19 protein-coding genes and 1 pseudogene are annotated in these 24,786 nt (G+C 62.8%); 5 read left to right on the forward strand and 15 right to left on the reverse strand.

What is annotated here, in order from left to right:
* Positions 1 to 138: 138 nt before the first annotated feature.
* The 3 genes from FHW64_RS31890 (at position 139) to FHW64_RS31900 (ending at position 5,491) form a co-directional block, all read left to right on the forward strand.
* Positions 139 to 1,233, forward strand: a complete 1,095-nt coding sequence (locus tag FHW64_RS31890) for a LuxR C-terminal-related transcriptional regulator (protein ID WP_184533081.1) — start codon at positions 139 to 141, stop codon at positions 1,231 to 1,233.
* A 690-nt stretch (positions 1,234 to 1,923) separates the two neighbouring features.
* Entirely contained in the window at positions 1,924 to 3,081 is a 1,158-nt protein-coding gene (locus FHW64_RS31895; protein WP_184533083.1) for a hypothetical protein, read from the forward strand.
* Positions 3,082 to 3,709: 628 nt separating this feature from the next.
* Complete coding sequence (locus tag FHW64_RS31900) at positions 3,710 to 5,491, forward strand: adenylate/guanylate cyclase domain-containing protein (RefSeq protein WP_184533085.1); 1,782 nt, start codon at positions 3,710 to 3,712, stop codon at positions 5,489 to 5,491.
* Between the two features lie 138 nt (positions 5,492 to 5,629).
* Here the strand turns inward: FHW64_RS31900 and FHW64_RS31905 are convergent, their stop codons facing one another.
* The 7 genes from FHW64_RS31905 to xdhA form a co-directional block, all read right to left on the reverse strand.
* Entirely contained in the window at positions 5,630 to 6,553 is a 924-nt protein-coding gene (locus FHW64_RS31905; protein WP_184533087.1) for an ABC transporter permease, read from the reverse strand.
* The gene (locus tag FHW64_RS31910; RefSeq protein WP_184533089.1) at positions 6,550 to 7,650 is read right to left on the reverse strand and encodes an ABC transporter permease; all 1,101 of its coding nucleotides are present in this window, start codon (positions 7,648 to 7,650) and stop codon (positions 6,550 to 6,552) included. Before FHW64_RS31910 ends, FHW64_RS31905 begins: the two co-directional genes overlap by 4 nt.
* Positions 7,634 to 9,223: an ABC transporter ATP-binding protein gene (locus tag FHW64_RS31915; RefSeq protein ID WP_221210574.1), complete on the reverse strand. Its 1,590-nt coding sequence runs from the start codon at positions 9,221 to 9,223 to the stop codon at positions 7,634 to 7,636. Before FHW64_RS31915 ends, FHW64_RS31910 begins: the two co-directional genes overlap by 17 nt.
* A gap of 46 nt (positions 9,224 to 9,269) precedes the next feature.
* The gene (locus tag FHW64_RS31920; protein ID WP_311733417.1) at positions 9,270 to 10,259 is read right to left on the reverse strand and encodes a BMP family ABC transporter substrate-binding protein; all 990 of its coding nucleotides are present in this window, start codon (positions 10,257 to 10,259) and stop codon (positions 9,270 to 9,272) included.
* 150 nt (positions 10,260 to 10,409) lie between these two features.
* Positions 10,410 to 11,489: a xanthine dehydrogenase accessory protein XdhC gene (gene xdhC / locus FHW64_RS31925; protein ID WP_184533093.1), complete on the reverse strand. Its 1,080-nt coding sequence runs from the start codon at positions 11,487 to 11,489 to the stop codon at positions 10,410 to 10,412.
* On the reverse strand, positions 11,486 to 13,834 hold the full coding sequence (gene xdhB / locus FHW64_RS31930) for a xanthine dehydrogenase molybdopterin binding subunit (protein ID WP_184533095.1): 2,349 nt from the start codon (positions 13,832 to 13,834) through the stop codon (positions 11,486 to 11,488). The genes xdhC and xdhB overlap by 4 nt, the downstream gene beginning before the upstream one ends.
* Positions 13,835 to 13,837: 3 nt before the next feature.
* On the reverse strand, positions 13,838 to 15,355 hold the full coding sequence (xdhA, locus tag FHW64_RS31935; protein WP_260306518.1) for a xanthine dehydrogenase small subunit: 1,518 nt from the start codon (positions 15,353 to 15,355) through the stop codon (positions 13,838 to 13,840).
* Positions 15,356 to 15,563: 208 nt separating this feature from the next.
* On the opposite strand from xdhA, the gene FHW64_RS31940 reads away from it, so the two are divergent.
* Positions 15,564 to 16,328 carry a GntR family transcriptional regulator gene (locus tag FHW64_RS31940; protein ID WP_184533097.1) on the forward strand — a complete coding sequence of 255 codons (765 nt, stop codon included), beginning with the start codon at positions 15,564 to 15,566 and terminating at the stop codon, positions 16,326 to 16,328.
* A gap of 126 nt (positions 16,329 to 16,454) precedes the next feature.
* Here FHW64_RS31940 and FHW64_RS31950 read toward each other — a convergent pair.
* From FHW64_RS31950 to FHW64_RS34625, 5 genes and pseudogenes are all read right to left on the reverse strand, one after another.
* Positions 16,455 to 17,281: pseudogene (locus FHW64_RS31950) on the reverse strand (tripartite tricarboxylate transporter substrate-binding protein).
* A 473-nt stretch (positions 17,282 to 17,754) separates the two neighbouring features.
* Positions 17,755 to 18,318, reverse strand: coding sequence for a carboxymuconolactone decarboxylase family protein (locus FHW64_RS31955; RefSeq protein ID WP_184533103.1), 564 nt, complete (start codon positions 18,316 to 18,318; stop codon positions 17,755 to 17,757).
* The gene (locus FHW64_RS31960) at positions 18,318 to 19,166 is read right to left on the reverse strand and encodes an SDR family NAD(P)-dependent oxidoreductase (protein WP_184533105.1); all 849 of its coding nucleotides are present in this window, start codon (positions 19,164 to 19,166) and stop codon (positions 18,318 to 18,320) included. The genes FHW64_RS31955 and FHW64_RS31960 overlap by 1 nt, the downstream gene beginning before the upstream one ends.
* A 22-nt stretch (positions 19,167 to 19,188) precedes the next feature.
* On the reverse strand, positions 19,189 to 20,181 hold the full coding sequence (locus FHW64_RS31965) for a tripartite tricarboxylate transporter substrate binding protein (RefSeq protein ID WP_184533107.1): 993 nt from the start codon (positions 20,179 to 20,181) through the stop codon (positions 19,189 to 19,191).
* 79 nt (positions 20,182 to 20,260) lie between these two features.
* A complete protein-coding gene (locus tag FHW64_RS34625; protein WP_260306519.1) occupies positions 20,261 to 21,670 on the reverse strand; it encodes an SDR family oxidoreductase in 1,410 nt (469 codons plus the stop codon).
* A 108-nt stretch (positions 21,671 to 21,778) separates the two neighbouring features.
* Between FHW64_RS34625 and FHW64_RS31980 the strand changes: the two genes are divergently transcribed.
* Positions 21,779 to 22,792, forward strand: a complete 1,014-nt coding sequence (locus FHW64_RS31980; protein WP_184533109.1) for a LacI family DNA-binding transcriptional regulator — start codon at positions 21,779 to 21,781, stop codon at positions 22,790 to 22,792.
* 142 nt (positions 22,793 to 22,934) lie between these two features.
* Here the strand turns inward: FHW64_RS31980 and FHW64_RS31985 are convergent, their stop codons facing one another.
* From FHW64_RS31985 to FHW64_RS31995, 3 genes are all read right to left on the reverse strand, one after another.
* Positions 22,935 to 23,180, reverse strand: a complete 246-nt coding sequence (locus FHW64_RS31985; RefSeq protein ID WP_184533111.1) for a hypothetical protein — start codon at positions 23,178 to 23,180, stop codon at positions 22,935 to 22,937.
* 37 nt (positions 23,181 to 23,217) lie between these two features.
* Positions 23,218 to 23,526, reverse strand: a complete 309-nt coding sequence (locus tag FHW64_RS31990; RefSeq protein ID WP_311733425.1) for a LysR substrate-binding domain-containing protein — start codon at positions 23,524 to 23,526, stop codon at positions 23,218 to 23,220.
* A 279-nt stretch (positions 23,527 to 23,805) separates the two neighbouring features.
* Complete coding sequence (locus tag FHW64_RS31995; RefSeq protein ID WP_184533115.1) at positions 23,806 to 24,780, reverse strand: tripartite tricarboxylate transporter substrate binding protein; 975 nt, start codon at positions 24,778 to 24,780, stop codon at positions 23,806 to 23,808.
* Positions 24,781 to 24,786: the final 6 nt, after the last annotated feature.

Consider the following 24,786-nt stretch of genomic DNA (forward strand, 5'->3'; position numbering starts at 1 on the left):
CAGAGGGCCGGGCCACCCGTTGTTGACCGGCGGGCCAGAAGCCCCTAAGCTAAAACCAAAGCACTACTAAAACAGGGCCTAGGGTCAATCGCCCTCGGCCAATCTCGCCGGTGTTCCGGCCGCCGCGAGGGATGAGCCATGAAGACGCCCATCGATCGGTCGATTGAAGCCGCGCATCATCTCGCGGATGCCGAGCCACCGCCGTGGCGCGACATCATCGCTGGCGCATGCGACTTCCTCGGGGCCACCGGCGGGGTGTTCATCCAGATGGAGGACAGGCAGTTCGTCACCACACTCCAGGACTTCGGCACCGACCCGGCCGCCGTGCGTGACTACCAGGAGCACTTCCACTCTTATGACATCCTATTGCCCTGGAGCGACTCCGCAGCCGGAAGATGGCTCGATACGGAGCGCGTGATGTCAAAGGCGCAGCTCATCGCTAACGAGTATTACGCGGATTTCATGTGCAAGCACCGCATGCCTCAAATCCTTTGCCACTTCCTAGAGTCCGAACCCCATCACACCGCGACCATCAGCTTTCAGCGGGAGCATGCTGCGCCTGGACACGGAATCGATGAACTTTTCGCGAGCACTCCAGTTCGTCACTTCCTCGCGTCGGCGCGAGATGCGCTGCGCCTGCGTCGTGAGCGGGAATCAGCCTGGCTTCAGTCAGTTCAGCTGGCGTTCGAGCAATTTGACGAAGGCGTCGCCCTGATCGAGCGGTCTGGACGGGTGGCGCATCTTTCCGAGACTGCGGCGGCCGCATTGGGCGGCCCCCACGAACTCAGGTTGCGCGCCGGCCGCCTGTGGCATCCCGACGACCGTATCCGGCGGATCCTGGAAGACTCGATTGCGCGCGCACACATTGGCGCAGCGGTGGGCCCGCTGGTGGTGCCGTCGATTGCTGCGCCGAGCCTGGTGCTGACGCTGCAGTTCGTGCTGGCTCAGTGGCCGCGTCAGACAGGCCGCGCCCCCGCGCTACTATGCAGAGTCAAGCCCCATGATCGCTGCGGTCCTCCGCCAACAATGAAGGCGCTCGCCGCCGTCTATCAGCTTACCGAGGCGGAGTTGGGCGTGTTGCAAGAGCTCGTGGCAGGCAAGTCCGCCCAGGAAATTGCCGACGAGACGAACACGTCGCTGAACAACATCCGCAAGCGCATCGACATGCTCCTGAGCAAGACGGGCTGCTCAAAGCAATCAGCTCTCATCCGACTGGCCACCTCCGGTCATTGAAGCCTCTCGGCGGGGCTGGAAATAACGCCGGCCGGGTAGCCTGTCAATACCAGAACGCGTATTTCTGGCGACGAATGGTGCTCCTAGGATTTTCACAAGGAGCATCCAGCTCCATTTGGAGGGCGCCATGAGATTCGTTGCAGCAATTCTTGTCGCATGTTCGGTATCCGGCGCGATCGCCGGCTGCGCCGGGGGAGGTGGCCGCACCTACAGCTCCGGCTCCTCAGCGTCCCAGGGAAGCTACGACCCATCTGCAGTGAAACGGGCGTCGTCTCCAACGACTACATCGACTCCGAAGCCTTCAAGCCTTCCGTCCGGCGGCCCAGCCAGAGGCGTGCATTGATCATGTCGCAGACGCCTTTTGGGCCGATAGTGGCCGCGATTGGATGTCTACTCCTCTGCACCCCATCTCAGGCCGAATTGGTTGCGAGCGTTGAGGAATGCAAGAGCTTGCTAGCGCAAGCGCGACAGGAGAGAAGCGCTGTAATTGACAGGCAGGTTCAATGCGACATGCAGAGTGGATTTAGCGGATTGACGAGATGCTACGGTCAAAACGCACCGCTCCAAAAGCTCGAGGAAAAGGCGGATCAACGGGTCAAGAGTCTCGACGAGACGTGCTCCCAGATGGAGGCGGCACAGAGGACCAGGGAAAGGCAGGAGGCGAGCGCGAGGGCCGAGGAACAGGCGCGGATGTCCTCGCTACAGGCTCAGCAACGTTACGCACGCGAGAAGCAGGTTTCCATCGAGCTCGCTCTGAAAAGCCAAGCCGCTCCGCCCGCGCCCGCCAGGGCCGCCGCCGCGCCGCGCATCCGACCGGGCATGAACTCTGCACAACTCGGAGCCGCTCTCTACGAAGCCTTGGCTGGTGGCAGCGAGGGCGAATCGGATGATGCGCAATCAGATTCCTCGGCGGCGGAGTCTTCGGTCGCCTCGAGTGCCCCGAGTAGTGGCCGCAGCGGAATGACGGAAAGCCAAAGGAAGTACGCCGAGATTCATGATCGTGCGGATGCGACACGCAAAGACATCTACAAGAACGACGACATCGACCCTGTGGTCTCAAAGAACATCGACAGGTCGTGGAAGCAATTGAGAAAGATGAATCTTTCGACCGCTGGGAAGATGGACCACGCAATCGACGACATCAACTCCATCACAACTGGAGTTGCGCCCGCAGAGCCTTCCAAGCCCGGCGCTGCGCGTCAAAAGGAGTCGACTGCGAGGGGCGCCGGGGACGGCTTCTTGCCCACGGAGGCGTGCAGCGATTTGGTTGAATCGGGGCTGGCGCCCGATGTCGTTGCTCAGGCGAACGGGAAGATTCCACGATTGGGCCCGCTGCCGGGCTACTCAACGACCTTGAGCAGCCAATTTGGCGAGCAGCGCGTGACGATGAGAGGTTGCGGGCAAGCCTTGGTGTTGCGCACAGAGATCGCGAGTGGAGGAGGAAGCCGGCGCACCATCTTGTTGAGAGGCTATCCGCATGTCCGGCCCCTCGTAGACTCGGTTGAGCCAAACTTCGCGACTGTCGGACTGGATGCGCAACCGTATGACAGCAGGGAGGGCGACTTCACTTATACGATTCGAAATTCGCGATTGACCGGCGGCCAGGTTCTGTCGACGGTCTGTTCGGGCGTCCGACTCAGGGCCTCAGCCCCAGAGTTCGATTACAAGGTGTCTTGCGTGACGGATGGCTTTACTGAAGTCTTTGAACTTGCCATTGATGCCTCCAACGAGTTCTCGTGGCGTCTGGACCATGGAGGCACTCATACAGCTTTTGTCTCGGATGATGCCCCTCGACGCTCAAGTGGCGGTGGCAGCAAGATCAGCTCGGCGTCGCCGAAGCACAAATGAGCGAGCGTCGCCGCGCACGCGCGAGTCTGGGCACGCTGTCCGGATAGGCCTCCGCCGGCGAGCCCCGAAGCCCCTACAACGAAGCGCCCTGCCCCTGCAGGCCCCGGGCGCCGCTATCCGAGCCCGAAAGCTCCGACCCCGAAGCGCTCCGCCACCGGAGAGGTCTAATCTCGAAGGCTTCTTGCCCGGTGCGTTTCGCAGTCGGGGTGGTGCGTGCCCGAATGCTTCGATACCTCGCCCAGTGTCACGAGTGTGATCGTGATGTTCACCACACCGATGCGCTCCATTGCCGAAACGCGCGAGGCCGCTCGTTCGGCGGGACGTCCGAGCGCGTCGATGGGGCGCCCGAACGCTAAGCCGATGGCCTGGATTTGCGGGAAGTGCTCAGTGATGTAGTGACGTTCATATGCCTACACTCCGGTGCTTCCCGCGCTACACGCGTGATCGATTGACGGCTGTTTTTCAATCCCCTGGCGAGGCCCGCACGCCTGAAAGCACGTTGCTGACCAAGAACTGACTGACCAAGCGAGGACCAGGCATCGTTCATTCAAGTTGCTAACAATTGCCCTTCGGTCTGTGGACGCGGATACTACGGATCGTGTCGCTGTATCCGATGAGGGCATATGTCATGAACAGCACCGACCAAAGGGATCGCCTCGTTGCGATCCTGGCAGCAGACGCTGCAGGGTACTCGCTCATGATGTCGTTGGACGCGCTCGCTACGGTGACCGCACTCGAAGCGGCGCGAGAGATCTTCAAGACACAAATCGAAGCCAAGCAAGGCCGCATCATCGACATGGCGGGGGACTCCGTGCTGGCCGTTTTCGAAACGGCAACGGGCGCAGTCTCAGCGGCTCTAGCTGTCCAAGAGCAGATCAATGCCTTGGCCGAAACAGCATCTGAAGGTCGGCGGATGCTTTTTCGCATTGGCCTGCATCTGGGCGATGTGATCGAGAAGGCTGACGGAACGGTTTATGGCGACGGCGTGAATATCGCTGCGCGGCTCGAGGGGCTTGCCGAGCCCGGAGGCATTGCCGTATCCGCTTCGATGCGAAGTGCCGTAAAGGGAAAGATTCCAGCGGACTTCCAGGACCGTGGTGAGCAACAGGTTAAGAATATTGCCGACCCCGTCCGCGTCTATGCTGGGCGAGCCGCTGACAACCTCCTGCTTGCCATCACTGGAGTCGATGTCTCGAAACCAGTCGCAGGTTTTGGCGGACGGCCTGCACTTGCCGTGATGCCATTTGCCAACCTTTCGGGCGATACGGAGCAGGAATACTTCGCAGATGGTCTGGCAGAGGACATTCTGACCCGCTTGGCACTGTGGCGCTGCTTGCCTGTCATCGCGAGGAATTCGAGTTTCGCGTTCAAGGGGCGCCCCGTCGACTCCAAGGTGGTGGGGCGCGAGCTTGGCGCCCACTATGTGCTGGAAGGCAGCGTGCGCAAAGTGGACCACCGGGTGCGCGTGAACGGGCGCCTTGTCGACACGACTACCGGTCATCAGATCTGGGCGGAGCGCTATGACCGAGAACTTCAAGATCTATTTGCGATCCAGGACGACCTGGCCGATGGCATAGTTGGCGCGCTCGAAGGGGCGGTCGGTCTGGCGGAAACCGAGCGCGCGCACCTTAAGAAGCCCGGCAGCCTTGACGCCTGGGACTCATTCCAACGAGGGATGTGGCACTTACAGCGCTTCCGCCGAGAGGATCTCGTGGCCGCTGTACCCCTGTTTCGCAGGTCGATTCAACTCGACTCGGGCCTCGCTGGCCCGCACTCGGGAGTTGCCGCCGTGCGCCTATGCGAAGCCTGGTTCCTTTGGACCACCAATCCACGGGAAGCACTTGCAGAGGCCAAGGCGTGCGCGCTCGCCGCAATCGCGATTGATCCCCTCGACGCGATGGCGTACGGGATCCTCGGCTATGTACTCGCCCGCACTGGCAAACATGACGAAGCGCTTGCCATGTGCCAGAGCGCGATTGAGCACAATCCAAGCTACGCAGCGGCGTATGCGGCGCTAGCAACCACTCGGCTGTTTTGCGGGGAGTACGCACTGGGCATAGAGGCCATAGAGAAGGCATTGCGAATAAGCCCACAAGATTCGATGCTGCAAAACCATCTCTCACTGCTTTCACTAGGGCACTATCTTGCGCGCAACTATGAGAGAGCGGCAGAAGTTGCGAAGCTGACAGTGCTGCGCGACCCACACTTTCCGTCGGGATGGCGCTGTCTGGCCATTGCGCTCGGTCAAGTTGGCGATTTTGAGCAAGCAAGGGAAGCGCTGGAACAATGCATGGCGCTGCTACCAGGCTTTACGACCGAACAGGCAGCTCGCGCCTCATTGGGATTTCGCGATGAGGCCGTCTTTCAGCACTGGCTCACGGGCTTGCGCAAGGCGGGCTGGAGAGGCTGAAAGAATCCAGCGGCTCCGTGCGGCAGCGATAGCGAGCGAGCCGCTCGATCCTCCGATAGGTTGGTTTGGGTCAACATTGGAAATCTGCGTCTCATTGCGCGAATGCTCATGTCGATCGCGAAGGGACGCCGGCAGGCACTACGACGCGGCTCGAAATGACTGGCCGAGGGAAGCAGGCGTGCTGAGCCTGATTCGTAGCGGGTTGCTCGAGATGATCACGAGCACCACCACCGTCGCGAGGTAAGGCAACATTGCGAGCAATTGAGAGGGCACAGCAATCCCACGACTCTGGGCGAACAATTGGGCGACGGTGATGCCACCAAAGAGATAGGCACCGAGCATGACACGCGCCGGCCTCCAGGTCCCGAAGACGACAAGGGCAAGTGCGATCCAGCCGCGGCCCGCAGTCATGCCTTCGACCCACATCGGCGTATACATGACGGCGAGGAATGCGCCGCCAACCCCCGCGGTCGCGCCGCCGAACATCGTGGCCAGATAGCGGATCCGAGTCACTGGCAGTCCCAACGCATGCGCCGATTGGGGCGACTCGCCGACCGACCGAAGCTTGAGGCCGGCCCGGCTGCGATACAGGAACCACCAAACTGCGCCCAATAGCATCCAGGATGCATAGACCAGCGGCTGATGTGAGAACAGCATCGGTCCGAGCACGGGCAGAGCAGACAACCCCGGCAATGGCAACACGGGTTGCGTTGGAAGCACGATGTTCAGATAGGCTTGGCCAACGTAGGCGCTGAGGCCCACGCCGAAGATCGACAGAGCCAGCCCGCAGGCAACCTGATTGGCCATCAGGGTCAACGTGAGGAAGGCGAACAACAGCGCCATGGCGGCGCCAGCGAGCATGCCTGCCGCGACCCCAGTCCAGAGGCTGCCAGTTCCCGACGCGGCAGCGAATGCGGCGATGGCACCGACGAGCATCTCGCCCTCGACACCCAGATTGAGTACTCCAGATCGTTCAGTGACCAGTTCACCCAGAGCAGCGAAGGCGATAGCGGTCCCTGCGCCGATCGTGGCGATCACAACGGGAACAAGTGCATCGATCATGCGAAGACTCCCTGCTTGGCTGCACCGGTCCGTGGACGGCGGAACTCGATTCGAATCCGGTAGCTAACGAGCACATCAGTCCCGAGAAGGATGAACAAGAGGATGCCCTGGAATAGACCGGTGATGGCTGCTGGCATGTTGAGGTTGAGCTGCGCGGCTTCTCCGCCAAGATAGAGCAAGGCCATTAGCAGGCTCGCGAGAACAATGCCGACCGGATGCAGGCGCCCGACGAAGGCCACGATGATGGCGGCGAACCCGTAGCCGGGCGACACCACCGGAAGCAATTGCCCGATAGGCCCCGCCACTTCGCCCACGCCCGCCAGACCGGCGGCAACACCTCCTGCGAGCATGCCGACCCAAACAGTCTTCCGGGCATTAATCCCGGCATACGAGGCTGCAGCACTGGACATCCCGGCCACGCGCATCTGGTAGCCAAGAAGACTCTTGCTCATGAAGATCCATCCAAGTGCAACCGCCGCCAGCGCAACAAACAGGCTGGTGTTCATGCGCGTTTCATCGATCAGGATCGAGAACAGCGCACTACTGTCGAACATACGGGTCTGCGGGAGATTGAAGCCATTTGGATCGCGCCATGGTCCGTAGACCAGGTAGCTCAAGGCAAGCTGCGCCACATAGGTCAGCATCAGGCTTGTGAGGATCTCGTTGGCGTTGAACCGAGTGCGGAGCAGTGCCGGAACCGCTGCCCATGCCGCGCCACCCAAGGCCCCGCCGAACATCATCGCCGGCAACAGCCAGCCGCTTTGGACGCCATGGAAATGCACCGCCAGCCCTCCGCCGACGATGGCACCAGCCACCAGTTGGCCTTCGGCACCAATGTTCCAGACGCTCGCCCGAAAGCCCACGGTTAGTCCCATCGCAATCAGCATCAGCGGTGACGCCTTGAGAGCGAGTTCGCCCAGGCCGGCAAGGGAGCTGACCGGCGTGATGAACAGGGCCTCGAAAGCCTGCAGCGGACTGCGGCCGAGAATGATGAACAACGCGGTCCCAACCAATCCGGTAAGCACGAGGGCAACCAGCGGCGAGGCATAGCGCATGGTGGCCGAGGGTTCCGGCCGGGTTTCAAGTTTGAGCCGCATGCTGACGTACCTCCTCGATCCCTGGTTGATCAGTCACAGCCTGCGAGCTGGACCATAGACCGCTCATCCACAGGCCCACTTCCTCGACATTCGTGTCTTCACGTCGCTTGACCGGCGACAGCCGGCCTTCGGCGATAACGAGCAAGCCGTCGCAGATCTCGAACAGTTCGTCGAGGTCATCCGAGATCACCAGCACCGCGACGCCGGCATCGCGCAGCTCGACCAGCTGGCGGCGAACGAAGGCACTCGCTTGAATGTCGACGCCCCAGGTCGGCTGTGCGACCACCAGCAGCTTCGGCATCTGCAGAATCTCGCGCCCCACGATGAATTTCTGCAGGTTGCCGCCAGAAAGGCTGTCCGCGGACGCATGTGGGCCGCGACACTTGACGTTGAAGTCGGCTATGCAGCGCTGCGCGAAAGCACTCAGCGCGGGCGCGTCAATGAGCCCGTGTCTTGCCAGCCCCTTTCGATCAGCCGTCAGCAATGCGTTCTCGAGCAGGGACATGCCAGGTACCGCGCCCCGGCCAAGTCTCTCCTCAGGAACGTACCCCATGCCCAAGCGCCGCCTCGCCGCGGGACCGAGATGGCCGGCTGGCGTCCCGAGGATCTGGATCGCAGCCGGAGAATGGCCTGACGACTCCCCAGAGAGCAGGCCCAACAATTCCTGCTGTCCATTGCCCGAGACGCCGGCGATGCCCACGATCTCCCCCCCGCGCACTGTGAAGGACACATCTTCGAGATCGGTACCGAACGGATCGTCCGTTCGGTGCGTCAGATGCTTCACCACCAGAACATCCGGTCCGCTCGCAGCCTTCGCCGCCGGCCGGCACCCAACGACCTCTTGGCCGACCATGAGCCTAGCCATGGTCGCCTCAGTTTCCCGGCGAGGATCGCAATGACCAACGACGCGGCCGCCGCGCAGCACGGTCGCTGTATGGCACAGCGCCTTGATCTCGTGCAGCTTGTGGCTGATGTAGAGAATGCTGCATCCTCCATCGGCCAGTAGGCGCAGGGTATCGAAGAGCTTCTCGACTGCCTGAGGTGTGAGCACCGAGGTGGGCTCGTCCATGATCAGCAGGCGCGGGTTTTGCAGCATGCAGCGAATGATTTCGACGCGCTGGCGTTCGCCCACAGATAGAGAGTGCACGAGGCGCTGCGGGTCCACAGCGAGGCCGTAGCGCAGCGAAACAGCCTCGATGCGGCGAGCCAGGTCGCCCAGGTCCGGCTTGCCCGGCAGACCCAGCGCCGCGTTCTCAGTCACGGTCAAGGTCTCGAACAGCGAGAAGTGCTGGAAGACCATGCCAATGCCTAGCGAGCGCGCATGTGCCGGACTGGTGACGTTCACGCGCTGGCCGTCCCACAGGATCTGCCCGGCATCCGGCTTGACCACGCCATAGATGCTCTTCATCAGCGTGCTCTTTCCAGCGCCGTTCTCGCCTAGCACTGCGTGAATCTCGCCAGGCTGCACCACCAGATCGACTTTGTCGTTGGCGATGAGGGAAGGATAAATCTTGGTCAGGCCGCGCAGCTCCAGGCGTGGTGGAGACGTCGACTTTTCGTGGTTATCGGACATGGGCATGCTGCTGGCTGGTTGTTGGCGCTGGTGCACGGCTCCCTTCTCAGTTCGCCGGAATGCGACCCTGGATGCCGGCGACGAGCCAGTCGATCTTGCGCAGTTCGTCGTCGCTCATGGAGACGCCTGCAGCAACGCGTTGTTTGCCGTCCTGATCCACGATCGGGCCGGTAAACGGCTTGAAGCTTCCGCTCTTCATGTCGGACTCGATGTGAGTCACTAGTTGCCTGACATCGGACGGCAGCGAAGCGCTCAGACCGACCATGCGGATGACCCCTTCGCGCACACCAAGCCAGTCATTGGAGGATTTCCAAGTTCCGGCCGCTACGGCTTTGGTGATCTGGGTATAGGGATTCGACCAATCCAGCAGCGCACAGCTCAGTTGCGCCCGCGGGCCGTACTTCGACATGTCGCTTTGCCAGGCGACTGCGTAGGCGCCGCGTTCCTCGGCCACTTGGACGGCAACCGGCGAGGACAATACCGAGGTCAGCACATCCGCGCCATCGGACAACAGTGCGTTGGCGGCCTCGCGCTCGCGACCTGGGTCATACCAGGTGTTGAGCCAAACGATCTTGACGGTAGCCTTGGGGTTCACGCTACGCATGCCCAACATGAATGCGTTCACGCCCTGCACGACCTCCGGCACAGGCATCGATGCGATGTAGCCGACGGTCCCGGTTTTGCTCATCTTGCCGGCGATGACGCCATTCATGTAGAAGCCCTCGTAGACCCGCGCGGAGTAGACGCCCATGTTCTTGCTGGTCATGAATCCCTGCGCATTCATGAACGTCGTGCCCGGGAACTGCGCGGCGACCTTGGCCATTGGATTCATGTAGCCGAAAGACACGCCGTAGATAAGCTTGGTGCCGGACTGCGCCAGTGATCGCATCACACGCTCGGAATCCGCCCCGGTAGGCACCTGGACATACTTGGTCTTGACCTTGTCGCCCAGGGCTTTCTCGATGGCCAGCCGTCCCATTTCATGCTGGCGGACCCAGCCCACGTCGCCGATGGGGTTGTCGTAAAGGAATGCCACTTCGAGCGGAGCCGTCTGCTCGGCGTGCGCATGCGGCCAGAAGGCAAGCGACGCGAGTGCAAGGAGAGTGAGTCTGCGTTGGAATTTCATGGTCGTTCTTCCTCAGGTTGTCGTTCAAGTCCAATCGGCGAATTCCGTTTGGCACGTTCCTCAATGAACCTCTTCAGCCACTTGTCGATGAGCGCGTCGGTAGTCATGGGATGCGGGTGCTCCGCACCCCTCGCGCAATCGAAGCAGTTGCGCCGCGACAGCCACGGCGATCACACCGGGCTCCTTGCCAGCGATCCCTTCGACTCCGATCGGGCACCGCATGCGTTCCAGCATCGACTCCGGCACACCGCGATCGCGCAGGCGGCGCTCGAAGCCTCGCCGCTTGGTAAGTGAGCCGATCAAGCCGAAGAAGCGGAAGTCTCCACGGGCAAGAATTCTTCGGCTCAGTTCGAAGTCCAGCGCGTGGCTATGAGTTAGGACAAGAAAGCATGCGCCTATCGCGGCAGAGGCCACCTCGTCGGTCGGGTCCGCGGTGCATTCCACCGTCACGTTCGCAGGAGGGTCGGAACAGAATTCATCCTCGCGGCTATCTACCCACGTCACATGGCAAGGCAGCATGCCGAGAACCCCTATCAGAGCCCGTCCGACGTGTCCCGCGCCAAACAGGACCACTTCGAGCTCCGGAGGCCGCACGCATTGCGCGAGCGCAACTCGTGAGGGACGTGACGACTGCGATGCGGCGGCTATGTGCACCCCCTGCGCGCAGAGCGCTCGCCGGGCCAGCCCCTGCGCCGCAGCATCGAGCTCACCGTCGTTCCACGTCATCCCGGGCGCGAGCACCATGCGGCAGCGACGTTCTCCCTCGGCAACTACGGCCAGTACCGCGGAAGCGCCGCCTCGCAGCTGGTCTACGAGCACATCGATCCAACCAAGACGATCGGCGTGTTCGTGTTCGAAAAGCAACTCGACGACGCCCCCGCAGCACTGTCCGAGGCTCGGGCCGAGCGCAAAGCGGTGCCAGAGAAACCCGGGTCCGTTGGTGAGCATCTCGCGGGCCATCGACGCGGCCTGATATTCGAGATGGCCACCACCGATCGTGCCAAGGGCTTCCTCCCGAGTTACCAACATCCGCGTACCTGCTTCGCGTGGCGCGGAGCCCAGTGTCCTGGCAACCGTCACCATGACAAAGGCCTTGCCCTGTCGCGACAAGTTCTGGGCATCGAACAACCAGGCGGTCATACAGCGAGCACCTCCTGCGGTGCGCGCATCGCGGCCGCGCGGCGCTGCAGATCGATCACGCTGAAGAGGATGCGCTCGGCGGTCGCAGGCGCATCAAGCCTCGGACTCAGCGTGTAGTCTGCAACGCTCGCGATCGCATCCCTCAAGGCATGAAAGACCGAGATGCCGTGTAGCACCGGTGGCTCACCGATCGCTTTGGAGCGATGGATCGAGTCCTCCACATTGCCGGGGGATTCATAGAGCGCAACGCGGAAGTCCCTGGGCATGTCGCTGGCGACCGGAATCTTGTAGGTCGACGGCGCATGGGTCGTCAACCGCCCCTTGGCATCCCAGCAGAGCTCCTCCATCGTGAGCCAGCCCATGCCTTGTGCGAATGCTCCTTCGATCTGCCCACGGTCAATCGCAGGGTTCAAGGAGCGACCGACGTCGTGCAGGATGTCAGTCCGCAGAACACGGCTCTCGCCGGTCAGAATATCGACGAGCACTTCCGACACTGCGGCGCCGTATACGAAGTAATAGAAGGGTCGCGTACCGGTCAGGGTCTTCGCGTCCCAATCGAGCATCGGCGTGCGGTAGTAGCCGTTGGCGGAAAGCGAAATCTGGTTGAAGTGAGCCAACTGCGCCAGTTCGGCGAAGCTGATGGCCTGGTCTCCGGCTCGCACCTCGTTGCGGGCGAAGTGCACCGACTCCTGAACGACGCCGAAGTGCGCAGCTGCCAGCCCAGCCAGCCGTTGACGGATCCGGCGTGCGGCGTCCTGCGCAGCCTTGCCGTTGAGATCGCTGCCGGACGATGCCGCCGTGGCGGATGTATTCGGCACCTTGCTCGTGTCCGAAGCGGTGATGCGGATGCGGTCAACGTCAATGCCGAACTCCTCGGAAACCACCTGCGCCACCTTGGTGAAGAGCCCCTGGCCCATCTCGGTGCCACCATGGTTCAGCATCACGCTGCCGTCGGTATAGACGTGCACGAGCGCGCCGGCTTGGTTCAGGTGCGGTGCGGTGAAGGAAATGCCGTACTTCAGTGGTGTCAGCGCGATCCCCTTCTTGAGATGGCCGCTCGTTGCGTTGAAGGTCCGAGCATCACGTCGCCGATCCGCGTAGCCCGAGCTCAACTCGAGCTTCGAGATCAGGTCGGCGATGACGTTGTCCTTCAGCACCTGTCCGTAGTGCGTGACGTTGCGTTCTTCGATGCCATAGAGGTTTGCCTTGCGCACCTCGAGCGGATCCTTGCCGAGATGGAAAGCGATTTCCTCGATGACTTGCTCGATGCCAAGCGCCCCCTGCGGGCCGCCAAAGCCCCGGAACGCGGTCGCGGAGACGGTGTTTGTCTTGCACCGGTACGAGTGGATTGCCACGTTCTCCAGAAAATACGTGTTGTCGCTCGTCAGTGCAGCTCGATCGTTGACCCCCGCCGACAGATCGGCGGAATAGCCGCAGCGTCCCGCCACGTCCATCTCGATGCCGCGTATGCGACCGTCGCGATCGAAACCGACTTCAAATGAAGTCTCGAAGTCATGGCGCTTGCCGGTCATGACCATGTCGTCGTCCCGGTCGACACGCAGCTTCACGGGGCGTCCCGTCTTCTGGGCAAGCAATGCTGCGTTGCAGGCAAACAGGACCGATCCGCTCTCTTTGCCTCCGAATCCGCCACCCATACGACGGCATTCCGCGACTACATCCTTCTCGGCAAGATGCAGTGCGTGTGCGACGTGCATCTGGGTCTCGGTGGGATGTTGCGTCGAGGTGTAGATGTGCATTCCACCGTCGTCACGGGGGACCGCGTAGGCGATGTGGCCTTCCAGATAGAACTGCTCCTGGCCACCCATGCGGATCGAACCACGGAGTCGATGGGGAGCCTTTGAGATGGCGGGCTTTGCGTCGCCGCGGCGCAAGTGCATGGTGGGCAGGACGAACGACTGCGCGGCTATCGCCTCCTGCACGGTAAAGATCGGCTCGAGGTCCTCGTACTCGACAATTGCGAGGCGCACGGCGCGACGGGCCTGCTCGATCGACCTTGCGGCCACGGAGAACAGCGCTTGACCGACGCACTGAACGAGGCCGTCCGCCAGGATGGGCTCATCGTCGACCATCGGCCCACAATCGTTCTTACCCGGGATGTCCTTTGCCGTCATGACAGCCACGACACCGGGTGCCGACAGGACGGCCGACAGATCGAGGGACGTGACGCGCGCGTGGGCCCGAGCGCTCTGGCCCACCGCCGCATAAAGCGTTCCACGCAATTCGGGAATGTCGTCGACGTAGGTGGCCCTGCCTGTGACATGGAGGTGGGCGCTGTCGTGGCGGATCGGTTGCCCTACCGCCGATTTGTTGTTTTGCTGGCGCATCGATCAGACCTCGCTGGTAACTACGCTGATGCGACCGGCCGTGGTCGTCTCGAGCAGGAACTTGTAGAGAAGGTTTTGCGCCACCAACTGGCGGTAGCCCTTGGTGGCACGCATGTCGTCGATGGGCTGAAAGTCCTGTGTCAACGCCCTCATTCCCGCGTGGACAGCGTCATTGCTCCAGATCTCTCCCATCAGCGCTGCCTCGCAGTGCAGCGCGCGCTTTGGCACCGCGGCCATTCCCCCAAAGGCGATCTTGGCGTGCGCCACCCTTCCTCCATCCACGCGGATCGAGAATGCGGCACATACCGCAGAAATGTCCTGGTCGAATCGCTTGGAGATCTTGTAGGCGCCCAAGCGGCTACCAGCAACTCGCAGAGGAACGCGAATACTCTCGATGAATTCGCCTGGGACGAGCACGTTGCGCTGATAGCCCGTGTAGAACTCGTCCAGCGGAATCTCGCGCCTTTCGGGTCCGCACCGCAGCACCAGACTCGTGCCCAAGGTCATGAGGACAGGCATCGAGTCGCCAATGGGAGAGCCGTTGCCGATGTTGCCTCCAAGCGTGCCGACATTGCGAATTGGCGGCGATGCGAAGCGTCGCGCCCATTCGGCAAGCTCGGGAAAGTGATCCACAAGCGGTTCGAACACATCGGTCAAAGTCGCAGCCGCCCCGATCTCGAGATGGGTCTTCGAGAAGGCGATCCGCCGCAGCTCAGCGACTCTTCCAATGTAGAGAAGCGCTGGCAGGTCTTGGCGCTTCTTCGTGATCGTGAGGCCCAGGTCCGTACCGCCTGCGAGGACGACGGCGTCGGGATGCACCGCGCGCAGATCCGCAAACTCGCCCAGCGTCTCCGGTGCCCAGTAGCGGCGCGCTGGATGATCCAAGGCGACCCGACCTCGGGCCGCTTCTTCCAGACCTCGCGGACAGGCATCTTTCTGGGTCCATGCTGAACTGCAATTGCCGTTCTCGCCGCCAGCATCGGCCTGCAGCGCCGCGTCAACGATAGGCCGATAGCCAGTACAGCGACACAGGTTCCCGGCGAGAGCGCATTCGACCTGAGTGCGTGTCGGGTTCGGGGTCGATGTCGTCAGGGCATGAAGCGACATCACGATGCCCGGCGTGCAGAAGCCGCATTGCGAAGCGTGACAGTCGACCATGGCTTGCTGCACCGGATGAAGCGAGCCATCGCGTCCTGCAAGCCCTTCCACCGTGGTGACTTCTTTGCCATGCAAGGTGGCCAGCAACTGAATACATGCATTCACCGCGCGGCTGCGCGTTCCGTTGCCATGCCTTTCGGTGACTACGACCGTGCAAGCGCCACAGTCTCCTTCCGCACAACCTTCCTTGGTTCCGGTGAGGCAGAGCGTCTCGCGCAAGTACGCGAGGAGCGTCTTGTTGGAGTCGGGGCTATCGATCTGATGCGGCTCGCCGTTCACCACCAACGTGATGCTGGTGGGCGGCCGTCGAGCGGCCTCTGCCAATTGACTGGACATCTGAAGGTTCTCCTCAAAGAAGATCAATTGCGAGCGTCCGCATCGCGCTCGCTACGCATTGGATGGAGGCAGTGTGATTCCTGCGCACATTTATTGTCAACATTATTTACGATGCAATGTGCACATTTTTTGTAAGCATAGAATCTTGGGCCTGTCTTCTCCGCTTCGAGCAACAGCAGAATTTCCTGAGTCGGGACAGCGCAGAACGGACGGAACGAGCTACATGAGGGTCAACATGAGCAATGCCTTCGGGTCGAGCATGAAGAGGGATGTGTCCGCGAAGTCCGGCAAGTCCACGCGTGAGTCGGGCGACGGTGAAACGCCGACGAACTCGAACAGCCCTGAGGAGCGCGTCTATCGAACGCTCTACGAAGGCATCCTGGACCATCGTCTTCTCCCCGGCACGAAACTCAAGGAGGTGCCCCTCGCGGAGGCGTTCAGCGTCACACGCGGTGTGATCCGCAAAGCGCTAGTACGCTTGGCGGCCGCAAAAGTGGTGACGATCCGCTCTCAGTACGGGGCGTCTGTCGCCAGTCCGTCTTCAGAGGAAGTGGGGCAGATCTTTGCCGCCCGCCGGCTTGTGGAATTGGCCGTGGTGGAAAACCTGACCGGCGGCATCAGCGCCAAAGATGCGAAAGAGCTGCGCAACCTCATGAAGAAGGAAAGTGACGCCTATGGTGCCGGCGACATGCGGGCAGGCATCAAGCTCTCAGCGGACTTTCATGTGCGACTTGCCAAGTACGCAGGCAATGCAGTCCTGACCGAATTCCTGGAGCAACTAGTCGCGCGTACCCCGTTGATCTACCTGGCGCATGGGGACCCGGGACAAAGCGTTTCTTGCTCGGAACACGAACATGCTGACATCGTCGCTGCCATTCTTGCCGGCGATCGGAAGCAGGCAGTCCAACGGATGCTGGCTCATTTGCAGCACCTCGAAAGCCATGTCGCTCCCCGCCCAAATGACAAGAGCTCGGAGCTTGCCCGCATGCTGGGGTTGTAGTCGCGGCCACGTGAGTCGGGCGACGAGCGAGCGCTCGCAGCGCGGCGTGGCCAGCGGTGCCACCGAAGTCGATGGCGACGCTTCGACATCGCTGTACTTCAGCGGCCAGCAGTCTGTCGGAGATTCCTACTCTGGCTCCACCCCGGCCGCCCTCGCCACCTTGAGCCACTTCGGAATGTCCGCACGCAAGCGCGTTTCTAGCTGTTGCGGCGTGGATTGCTGCAGCTGGACGCCTTGCGCGGAAAACTGCTTCTGCAGATCAGAATCCGCCGCAGCCTTGTTCACTGCGGCGTTGAGCGCCTGCACAATCGCGGGTGGCGTGCCCGCAAGCAGCAACATGCATTGCCAGGTCGACATGGCGTAGTCCTGCACGCCGGCCTCCGTCACGGCGGGCAGTTGCGGCAGCAATGGAGAGCGGCTGGACCGGTAACTGCGATGGCGCGCACGCGGCCGTCTTTTACATAGGGATATGCGGTGTTGATGGCATCGAGCATGAAGTCGATCTGCCCGCCCAGCAGGTCGGTCATCGCCGGGGCCGTCCCCTTGTACGGGACATGGACTGCGGTCGTGCCCAGCTTTTGCAGCAGCACTTCGACCGCCAGGTGCGTGATGTTTCCGCGACCGCCCGAGCCACAACTCAGCTTGCCCGGGTGGGCCTTGAGGTACTGCAGGAAGGACGGCAGGTCGGTGACGGGCAGCGAGTTCTCCACCAGCAGGATCACGTTGATGTCGGCCGGCATGGCCACCGGCGCGAAGCTCGCGAGCGGGTCGAACGGAAGCTTCTTGAACAGGGCCGGAACGATCGCCAGGCCTGATGTCTGGTGGAGCACGGTGTAGCCATCCGGCGCCGCGCGGGCGACGAACTCGGTGCCGATGTTGCCGCTGGCGCCGACGCGACTTTTCACGAATATGGTCTGGCCCAGGGCTGCGCCGATGTGCCGCAGCCCGGCCACGGTACGCCGTCAGGCGCACAGGTCCAACTCTCCCCGCGCCTCGAACATCTCTATCTGCTTTCTCCGTCAGTCGACACGCACCGAGTTCGTCCCAGAGTGACGCCGCCGCCCCGGCGGCACCCGCGGAGGGAATGTGTCCAGCGTTCATGCAAAGTGTCGGGGGGTTCTTGAGACCTTTGCGAGAGAGGGACGACCCAGGCAGCACGCGAAAGTCGTAGGCCAACAATCCCGGGCAGGCATCGTCGAATTCGAAGAACAAGGGTCTTCCTGGTGCCGGTCGTGTTCACTCCCACATGATTGTTGAATCCGTGCGTGTCACCGTGGCATACCACGCGGCAGATTCACACTACAAGTGCAGCGACCATGCTTGTGAGCGGAACGCCGCCGCCGGGATTTGTCGAGTACACCTTGGTGGCGGCCGACTGTCATGGCGCCGTCGATGATGACGATCAGACCGGTTTGCTTGCTGACGTTCATGCGGAGGGGAGCGGCGTCTCGTAGTCAGCCTCGGGCTTGATATCCATCGAGTGGAGGAAGCGGCCGACGCAGACGTAGAAGCTGGTCGTCAGAACCAGTTCGATGACCTGCGCATCGTTGAAGCCCACACGCTTGAGTGCATCGATGGTCTCCTGCGAGGCGCCTGGTCCTGACGTCACTTCGTCTGCCAGCTGGAGTGCCACGCGCTCGGTGGCATCGAAACAGCCGGCTTCGCGCCAGGCCGGCAGGGCCGCGATTTGCGCCGCGCTGATGCCGGCTTCTTCCGCCATCGGTAGGTGATGCGCCCATTCGTAAGCGGTACGGGAAATCAGCGCGCCACGCAGGATCATGAGCTCGCGTAGCTTGCGCGAGGTCTTCGCATTCAGGCGCAATGGCCATGCGAAGTCGAGCCATGCCTTGAACATTGCCGGTGCAACGCCTAGCACCCGGTACAGGTCGGGCATCGGGGCATCGGAGCCGCGCGAGCGGCGAACCCGGTCGAACAGTTCGCGGGCGTCGGGATCCGGCGGCTGCTGGGGCAGCATTTCGATGCGCGGCATCAGGCGGTCCTCGCGGCTTTATCAGGGGACAGCGTGGGCGACTTGACCTGCCCGGCGGTCGCCCCTGCATCGACCGGCAGGACCACGCCGGTCACCCAGCGCGCCTCGTCGCTTGCCAGGTACGCCACGGCATGTCCGACATCCCAGCCGGAACCCTCGGTTTGCAGCAGCGACCGCTGGCGGCGCTCCTCGCGCGCCTCCGGTGTCATGCGAGTAGCCACCATTGGCGTGTAGACCATGCCCGGGGCCACGCAGTTGACGCGGATGCCTTCCACGCCGTGGTGTGCTGCCATTGCCCGGGTCATGTTGACAACGGCTCCCTTGGAGGTTGGGTATAGCAGGCTAGGCGTGCCGCCGAGCAGGCCTGCCACGGAGGCGATGTTCACGATCGCGCCCGCGCCGACGCGGCGCATTTCGGGGATTGCGTACTTCGCCATCAGCATCATCGACGTGACGTTGATGCGCAGTGCAGCCTCCCATTCCTCCGGATCGACATCCACGGCGTTCTGCACAGGCCCACCCACGCCGACGTTGTTGACCAGGATGTCGACGCGCCCCCATTGCGCTACGGCGGTCCGTACTGCGTTCTCGCAATCGATGGAGCGGGAAACGTCGGCTTGCAGCGCCAAAGCGCGTCCACCTTCGGCTTCGATCATCTTGCGAGTCTGCTCGGCTGCTTCGAACTGCATGTCGATGAGCAGCACCGCAGCACCTCGGCGCGCCAGCAGAATGGCCGCGGCGCGGCCGTTGCCGATCTCGGGCGTGCGCGAGCCCGCGCCGGTCACGATCGCGACCCGGCCGTCGAGCCGGCTGGCATCGCGCGGCGGCGTATAGGTTTCCGTATTCATGGTCAATCTCCAGGCTTGGGATTTACTGCGCCGTCTTTGGCATCTTGGCGGCCAGCGTGCGGTAGAGAGTGACCTCGTTTTCAAGCATGCGCTGGATCTCGGGCGCGCTGTCGCGCATCGTCTCGGAGCCGCCGTTCGCACGCAGGTAGGCCGGCCACTCGCGACCGTTCATTACGTGGCTGATCGCAGCGCCCAGCTTTGCCGCGATGGGTGCGGGGGTTTCGCTGCGGACCAGAAAGATGTCCCAGGTATAGAACGAGTAGTCCGGCAGCCCGCTCTCCGCCACGGTCGGGATATCTGGGTAGGCGTCGATTCGTGTCTTGCCTGTCACGGCGAGCGGGCGAAGTTTTCCGGCCTTGATGAGTTCCTGAGGGGCGAAAGCATCGCCAAACGCAATGTCCACCCGCCCTCCGACCAGGTCCTGCAGGATTGCGTTGTAGCCCTTGTAGGGCACGCTCAGCAATTGGGCGCCAGCCATTTCGCCGAGTTGCAGCCCACCGAGGGCGTAGCTGTCTGAGTATGTCGCGATGGATAGAGGCTTCGCCTTGGAAGCCTTGGCCAGATCACGGATCGAGGTCAACTTGGAGTCCGCCGGCACCGTGAGGAGACCCACGGCTCGGAGCATGCCTGCCACCGGCTTGAAATCCTTGAAGGGATCGTAGGGCACCGGCCTGTCCATCGCCGTCACGATCGTCATGGGCGACGAACTCCCCACCAGCAACGTATAGCCGTCGGCGGGCGCGGACTTCGCGGATTGAAAGGCGATGATTCCGTTCGCGCCGGGGCGGTTATCCACCACCACAGGTTGCCCAAGCTCCTTCGCGAGCATGTCGGCGAAGTTGCGTGTCGCGATGTCAAGGCCATTGCCTGGGGCCATCATCAAAGCGATCTTTACTGGTCTCGACGGATAGGCATCTTCGGCCGCAACCGTCGTGCCCGCGAGCGTCGCAATCGCGGCAACCAAGCCCAACCGAGCGACCACACTACGAGTCGAAGTGACGATAGAAACGAGCATTTGCATCTTCCTCTTTTGAACAGTCAACGTTTTTGATCGCGCACCAGTCAGCCGGCACGCGAGTAAGCAACGTGTGGGTTCAGGCCGCTGCGGGCTGCCGTACCGTGCTGATGGACAAGCCGCCATCGGCAATCAGCACCTGGCCGTTGACGTACGACGCCTCCGACGACAGAAGGAACTGCGCTGCATGCGCCACCTCCCAGCCCGTGCCCTGCCTCCCGAACGGGAGGGGTCGAGCTGAGCGTGCAGGACGATTGCGCGAGGCATCACGCCCCAGTGGCGTATCGATCAAGCCCGGTGCAATCACGTTGGCGCGAAGGCCGCGGGCATGCGTGGCATAGGCCGTCGAGCGGCACAGTGCCGCCAACGCAGCCTTGGAACACTCGTAGGCCGGGATCCCGGTCAGCGGGGATATCGACGCGGTAGAGGAAACGAAAACAATCGACCCACCTTCGTCCATCACCTTGGCCGCCTCCTGCGCGCACAGCATGTGAGCCCGCAGGTTGACGTCCATGACGGCATCCCAGGCCTCGGCGGTTTCCGTGCCGAAGCGGCTATCGTTACCGATACCGACATTGAGAACCAGGCCATCCAGCCCCCCCAGTGCCTGCGCCGCTTCGCGGACCAAGCGCGTGATCTCCTCAGGACGCGAAACATCGGCTTGCAGCGCAACGGCAGTGCCGCCTTCGCTGCGCGCCTTGGCGACACTTTCTTCCGCGCTTGCCAGATCCATGTCGGCACACGCGATGCTGGCGCCCTCGCGGGCAAAAAGCACCGTCATCGCGCGACCATTTCCCACTGGCGGCTGCTCATCGACGGTGCGACGTTGGCCGCCACCGACGATCAGTACGCGCCGACCAGCGAGGCGCCCGGATGGCTTGGCCTTGCCCATGGCCGGCGCGAACAACTGCCGCAAAGGATCGACCGACGCTGGCGCAGGGGCGACCGCCTGGCGCTCGATCTCGATGGGGGCCGCACCGTCGCCTTCGACTTCCAGTTCAGTGTTTTCCAGCAGCCGGCTGACCAGCATGTAGAAGCCAATGGTGACGATGACCTCCATCTGCTCCTGCGAAGTGCAGTGCGCAGCCAGCGCCTCATACAAGGGTTGCGGCGCCTTCACCTGCCGGACGACGGCGTCAGTGAAGGCCAGCACGGCCCGCTCACGCTCGTCGAAGACGGCGTTGGCCGGATCGGTGAGCGCAGCCTCGATCTTGGCGTCTGGCACGCCTGCACCGCGCGCGACGCGACGGTGCTGATGAATTTCGTAGTGGGCTTCGCACAGCGCGCCTACGCGCAGAATCACCAGCTCACGCAGTGCAGGCGTCAAAGACGACTGCCGCAAGATGGCGCCACCCAGCGCAAGGAATCCCTCCGCCACTTCCGGAGCGTTGGGCAGCATGCGGTAAAGATTCAACGGTGGGCGAGCCCTAAGCGTTTCCCCGAGCGAACCCGGAATGTTGTTCAGATCAAAAAAAGGCAGACGAGCCATGCAATATTCCTTCAGAAAACGTTTGTGGGAATACTGCGTCTTTTGCCGACTTCACTTGAGAAGACAATCCCTACAATCGTTTTCTGAAATCCAGAAAACTTTGCAGTCATGAAACGCGTATCGGTGATCGACGTGGCCCGCGAAGCAGGTGTGGCTCCTGGTTCGGTGTCGCGCGCGCTCAATGGTGAAAAACACGTCAGTGCGGAGCTGCGTTCGCGCGTGAACCAGGCGGCGCAACGACTGGGCTATCGGCCTCACGCCTATGCGCAGGGCCTTCGATTGGGTCGAAGCAACACGATCGGAATGTTGGTGAGCGACATGCGCCACCCGATGTATGCCGGCGTGGTTGCTGCAGTCGAACGCGAGCTGACGCAGCACGGCCGCATGCTGCTGCTGGCAGATGCCCAAGGCGAAGTCACACGCGAACGCTCCATCCTCGATACGTTCCAGCGCGGGACCCTGGACGGGGCGATCATCAGTGCGTCCTACGATCCGATCGCGGCCTCACCAGCGCACTACGAGGGCAACCGCCTGCCGCTGGTCTTGATAGACCGCGAGGTGGAAGGCATCGATCGCGTGTGCCTGGAGCGGCGCAACGGCATGCGCACGACTGTGCGCCATCTGCTGGCTCTTGGACACAGGCGGATTGCGCTCTTCACGCCAGCCCTCGACCATGTGCCGGGCGGCGAGCGCATCGCGGGTTACGCGGACGCGTTCCGGCAAGCGGGTTTGGCCTCGCACAAGCGCTACATCCCGAGGTTGACGTCCCCCCTGCAGGATGGCGCCGAGCCGCTACTGAAGCTGTTGGATCTGCCCGACCCTCCCACCGCGCTGGTGTGCCTGGGCACGCGACTGCTTTCCGGCGCCCTGCGTGCGCTGCGGCAGCGCGGCTTGCGCGTGCCTGAGGATTTTTCGGTGATCGCTACAGGGGCGCCGGAAATGCTGGAGCTGGCTCACCCACCTCTGAGCTGCCTGCGGATGGACTTGGTCGGTGCTGGTCGTGCAGCCGCCCAATTGCTGCTACGCAGGCTGGACGCGCCAAACAGTCCCATCGAACGCGTCGAACTGGAAACCGAGCTTATCGTGCGCGACTCCTGCGGACCGGTGCCGGCTCAAACCTAGAGGGCGACAAAGGGGCATGACAACTGGACTTGGGCCGCACGCAGAAACGCGCCCTCTATGCGGCTGGCAGGAACATGATCCCGTGATCGATCCTGTTCTCATGTCCAGGATCGAGCCCAGCACTTCCGCGAGAGCGCCTTGTCTAGCGACGATCAGGCTCAGGAATAGCCGCCGCCGACAGGCGCAGCGCTTCCTCGTGCTCAACACCCATCGCCTGCAACGTCATCGCCGCGATCGACTCGCCGAAATCGCTGGGTGTCTTGTCCACCAGCACGGTACGAATCGCAATCGCCAGCGTGCCCATGCCCAGCGCCTCCGCGGCGCCCAGCGATGCCAGGGCTCGCGCCAATTCCGATCTTGCGCGGTTCGGTTCCATCGCGCGGCTCATCGAACTCAAGAAGGACTAGCACCTTCAGCTACGGCCCCTATATCGGCTCGCGCGCGAACATCGCGACGAGTAAGCCGATCAACCATTGGTGCAGCACGGAGGTCTCGTGTCGCTCATGCCAGAACAGTTCGATGGTGCGAGCCGGCGCGGCGATGGGCGGGGCCAAGCGCACCAGCCCGTCCATGCGCACGGCCTCGCGCCCCTCGGACCAGGGCAGGACAGCAATCAGTTCGGAGCGACGCACCACCTCGTAGGCGGCGCTGTAGTGGCTCACGGTGGCCACCAAGTTGCGCTGCAGACCGCGGCTGCGCAGCAGGCGGTCGTAGACGGCGCCCTCGCCCGTCAGGCTGGGCGCGGTGGATCACCGGCGACACCTTGCACGTCGACGGCGGCTCCAAGCACGTCGACGGCGGCTCCAAGCTCTGAGCTCCGACACCCAGTTCGCAAGAACCAATCATGCAGACTCTGACTCTCTATCAATCGGTCTCGTCGCCCAACTCACGGCGCGTTCGTAACCGAGTTGCTTATCTCGAACTTCCGCACACAGTCTGACCCGGACATAGGCGCCACCCTCACGCCTTCTCTCAGACGCTCTGCCCGGCCCCCGCCGACCTGCCGACGCCCCCTACTGCTTCCGATACCCAATCGCCGCAATCAACCGCCCCCACGCCGCATCCGCTTCGCGAACGGTCTCCGTGAAGGCGGCGGGACCGGCCCAGCGCGGGTCGACGCCGCCAATGCGGAATTCGTTCTGCACCTGCGGCACCGCCATGACCGTGCGTGCGGCCTCCGCGAGGCGGGCCACGACGGCGGCCGGCATCTGCGCCGGACCGAGCAGTCCGAGCGACGTGTCCATGTCCATGCCCTGGATGCCCAGCTCGGACATGGTCTTCAGGTCGGGGAAGAGCGAACTGCGCCCGGGCGCCACGACGCCGAGAAGTCGCACCTGGCCCGTGCGGGCCAGCGCCTCGGCCGCCGACGACGATGCGAACTGCATCTGCACGCGTCCGGCCAGGAGATCCTTCGCCACGTCGCTGGCGCCCTTGTAGGGCACGTGGACGATGTCGATGCCGGCCTGCCTGGCGAGCATCTCGCCGAAGACGTGCGCCGACGTGCCGATGCCCTGCGAAGCGTAGTTCAGCTGGCCCGGATTCTTCTTCGCGTAGTCGACCAGCTCGGCGAGGCTGGTGGCCGGCACCGACTTCTGCAGCACCAGCACATTGGGGCCAAGCGCGCATTGCGCCACCGGCGTGAAGTCGCGCAGGGGCTCGTACTTCACGGCCAGCATCGTGTGGGGCAGTTGCGCGATCGTCGATGCGGGCGTGTACATCAGCGTGTACCCGTCGGGCGCCGAGCGAACCAGCTCGTTGGCCGCGATCATCGTGCCGGCGCCTGCGCGGTTGTCGACCACGACGGGTACCCCAAGCAGGGGCGACAGGAACTGCCCGAGCAGGCGGGCCTGCAGGTCGGTGCCGCCGCCGGCGGGATAGCCGACGAGGAGGCGCAGCGGCTTGTCGCCCAGGGCGAAGGCAGGCCCCGCCAGAGCGAAGGCCGATGCGGCGAGGAAGTGCCTGCGGTTCAGTGCGTGTTTGTCCGTCATGGTGAA

This window comes from Variovorax sp. Sphag1AA, from assembly GCF_014192575.1.
In the GTDB taxonomy this organism is placed as follows: Bacteria; Pseudomonadota; Gammaproteobacteria; order Burkholderiales; family Burkholderiaceae_C; genus Variovorax.

Bases quoted from the DNA above. Each gene is read 5' to 3' on its own strand.
- FHW64_RS34625 (WP_260306519.1), bottom strand. From the start codon at position 21,670: ATGGCTCGTCTGCCTTTTTTTGATCTGAACAACATTCCGGGTTCGCTC.
- FHW64_RS31895 (WP_184533083.1), top strand. From the start codon at position 1,924: ATGTCCTCGCTACAGGCTCAGCAACGTTACGCACGCGAGAAGCAGGTT.
- FHW64_RS31980 (WP_184533109.1), top strand. From the start codon at position 21,779: ATGAAACGCGTATCGGTGATCGACGTGGCCCGCGAAGCAGGTGTGGCT.
- FHW64_RS31910 (WP_184533089.1), bottom strand. From the start codon at position 7,650: ATGCGGCTCAAACTTGAAACCCGGCCGGAACCCTCGGCCACCATGCGC.
- FHW64_RS31905 (WP_184533087.1), bottom strand. From the start codon at position 6,553: ATGATCGATGCACTTGTTCCCGTTGTGATCGCCACGATCGGCGCAGGG.
- FHW64_RS31985 (WP_184533111.1), bottom strand. From the start codon at position 23,180: ATGAGCCGCGCGATGGAACCGAACCGCGCAAGATCGGAATTGGCGCGA.
- FHW64_RS31960 (WP_184533105.1), bottom strand. From the start codon at position 19,166: ATGAATACGGAAACCTATACGCCGCCGCGCGATGCCAGCCGGCTCGAC.
- FHW64_RS31915 (WP_221210574.1), bottom strand. From the start codon at position 9,223: ATGTCCGATAACCACGAAAAGTCGACGTCTCCACCACGCCTGGAGCTG.
- FHW64_RS31940 (WP_184533097.1), top strand. From the start codon at position 15,564: ATGAGCAATGCCTTCGGGTCGAGCATGAAGAGGGATGTGTCCGCGAAG.
- FHW64_RS31900 (WP_184533085.1), top strand. From the start codon at position 3,710: ATGAACAGCACCGACCAAAGGGATCGCCTCGTTGCGATCCTGGCAGCA.
- xdhC (WP_184533093.1), bottom strand. From the start codon at position 11,489: ATGACCGCCTGGTTGTTCGATGCCCAGAACTTGTCGCGACAGGGCAAG.
- FHW64_RS31965 (WP_184533107.1), bottom strand. From the start codon at position 20,181: ATGCTCGTTTCTATCGTCACTTCGACTCGTAGTGTGGTCGCTCGGTTG.
- FHW64_RS31955 (WP_184533103.1), bottom strand. From the start codon at position 18,318: ATGCCGCGCATCGAAATGCTGCCCCAGCAGCCGCCGGATCCCGACGCC.
- FHW64_RS31890 (WP_184533081.1), top strand. From the start codon at position 139: ATGAAGACGCCCATCGATCGGTCGATTGAAGCCGCGCATCATCTCGCG.
- FHW64_RS31995 (WP_184533115.1), bottom strand. From the start codon at position 24,780: ATGACGGACAAACACGCACTGAACCGCAGGCACTTCCTCGCCGCATCG.
- xdhB (WP_184533095.1), bottom strand. From the start codon at position 13,834: ATGCGCCAGCAAAACAACAAATCGGCGGTAGGGCAACCGATCCGCCAC.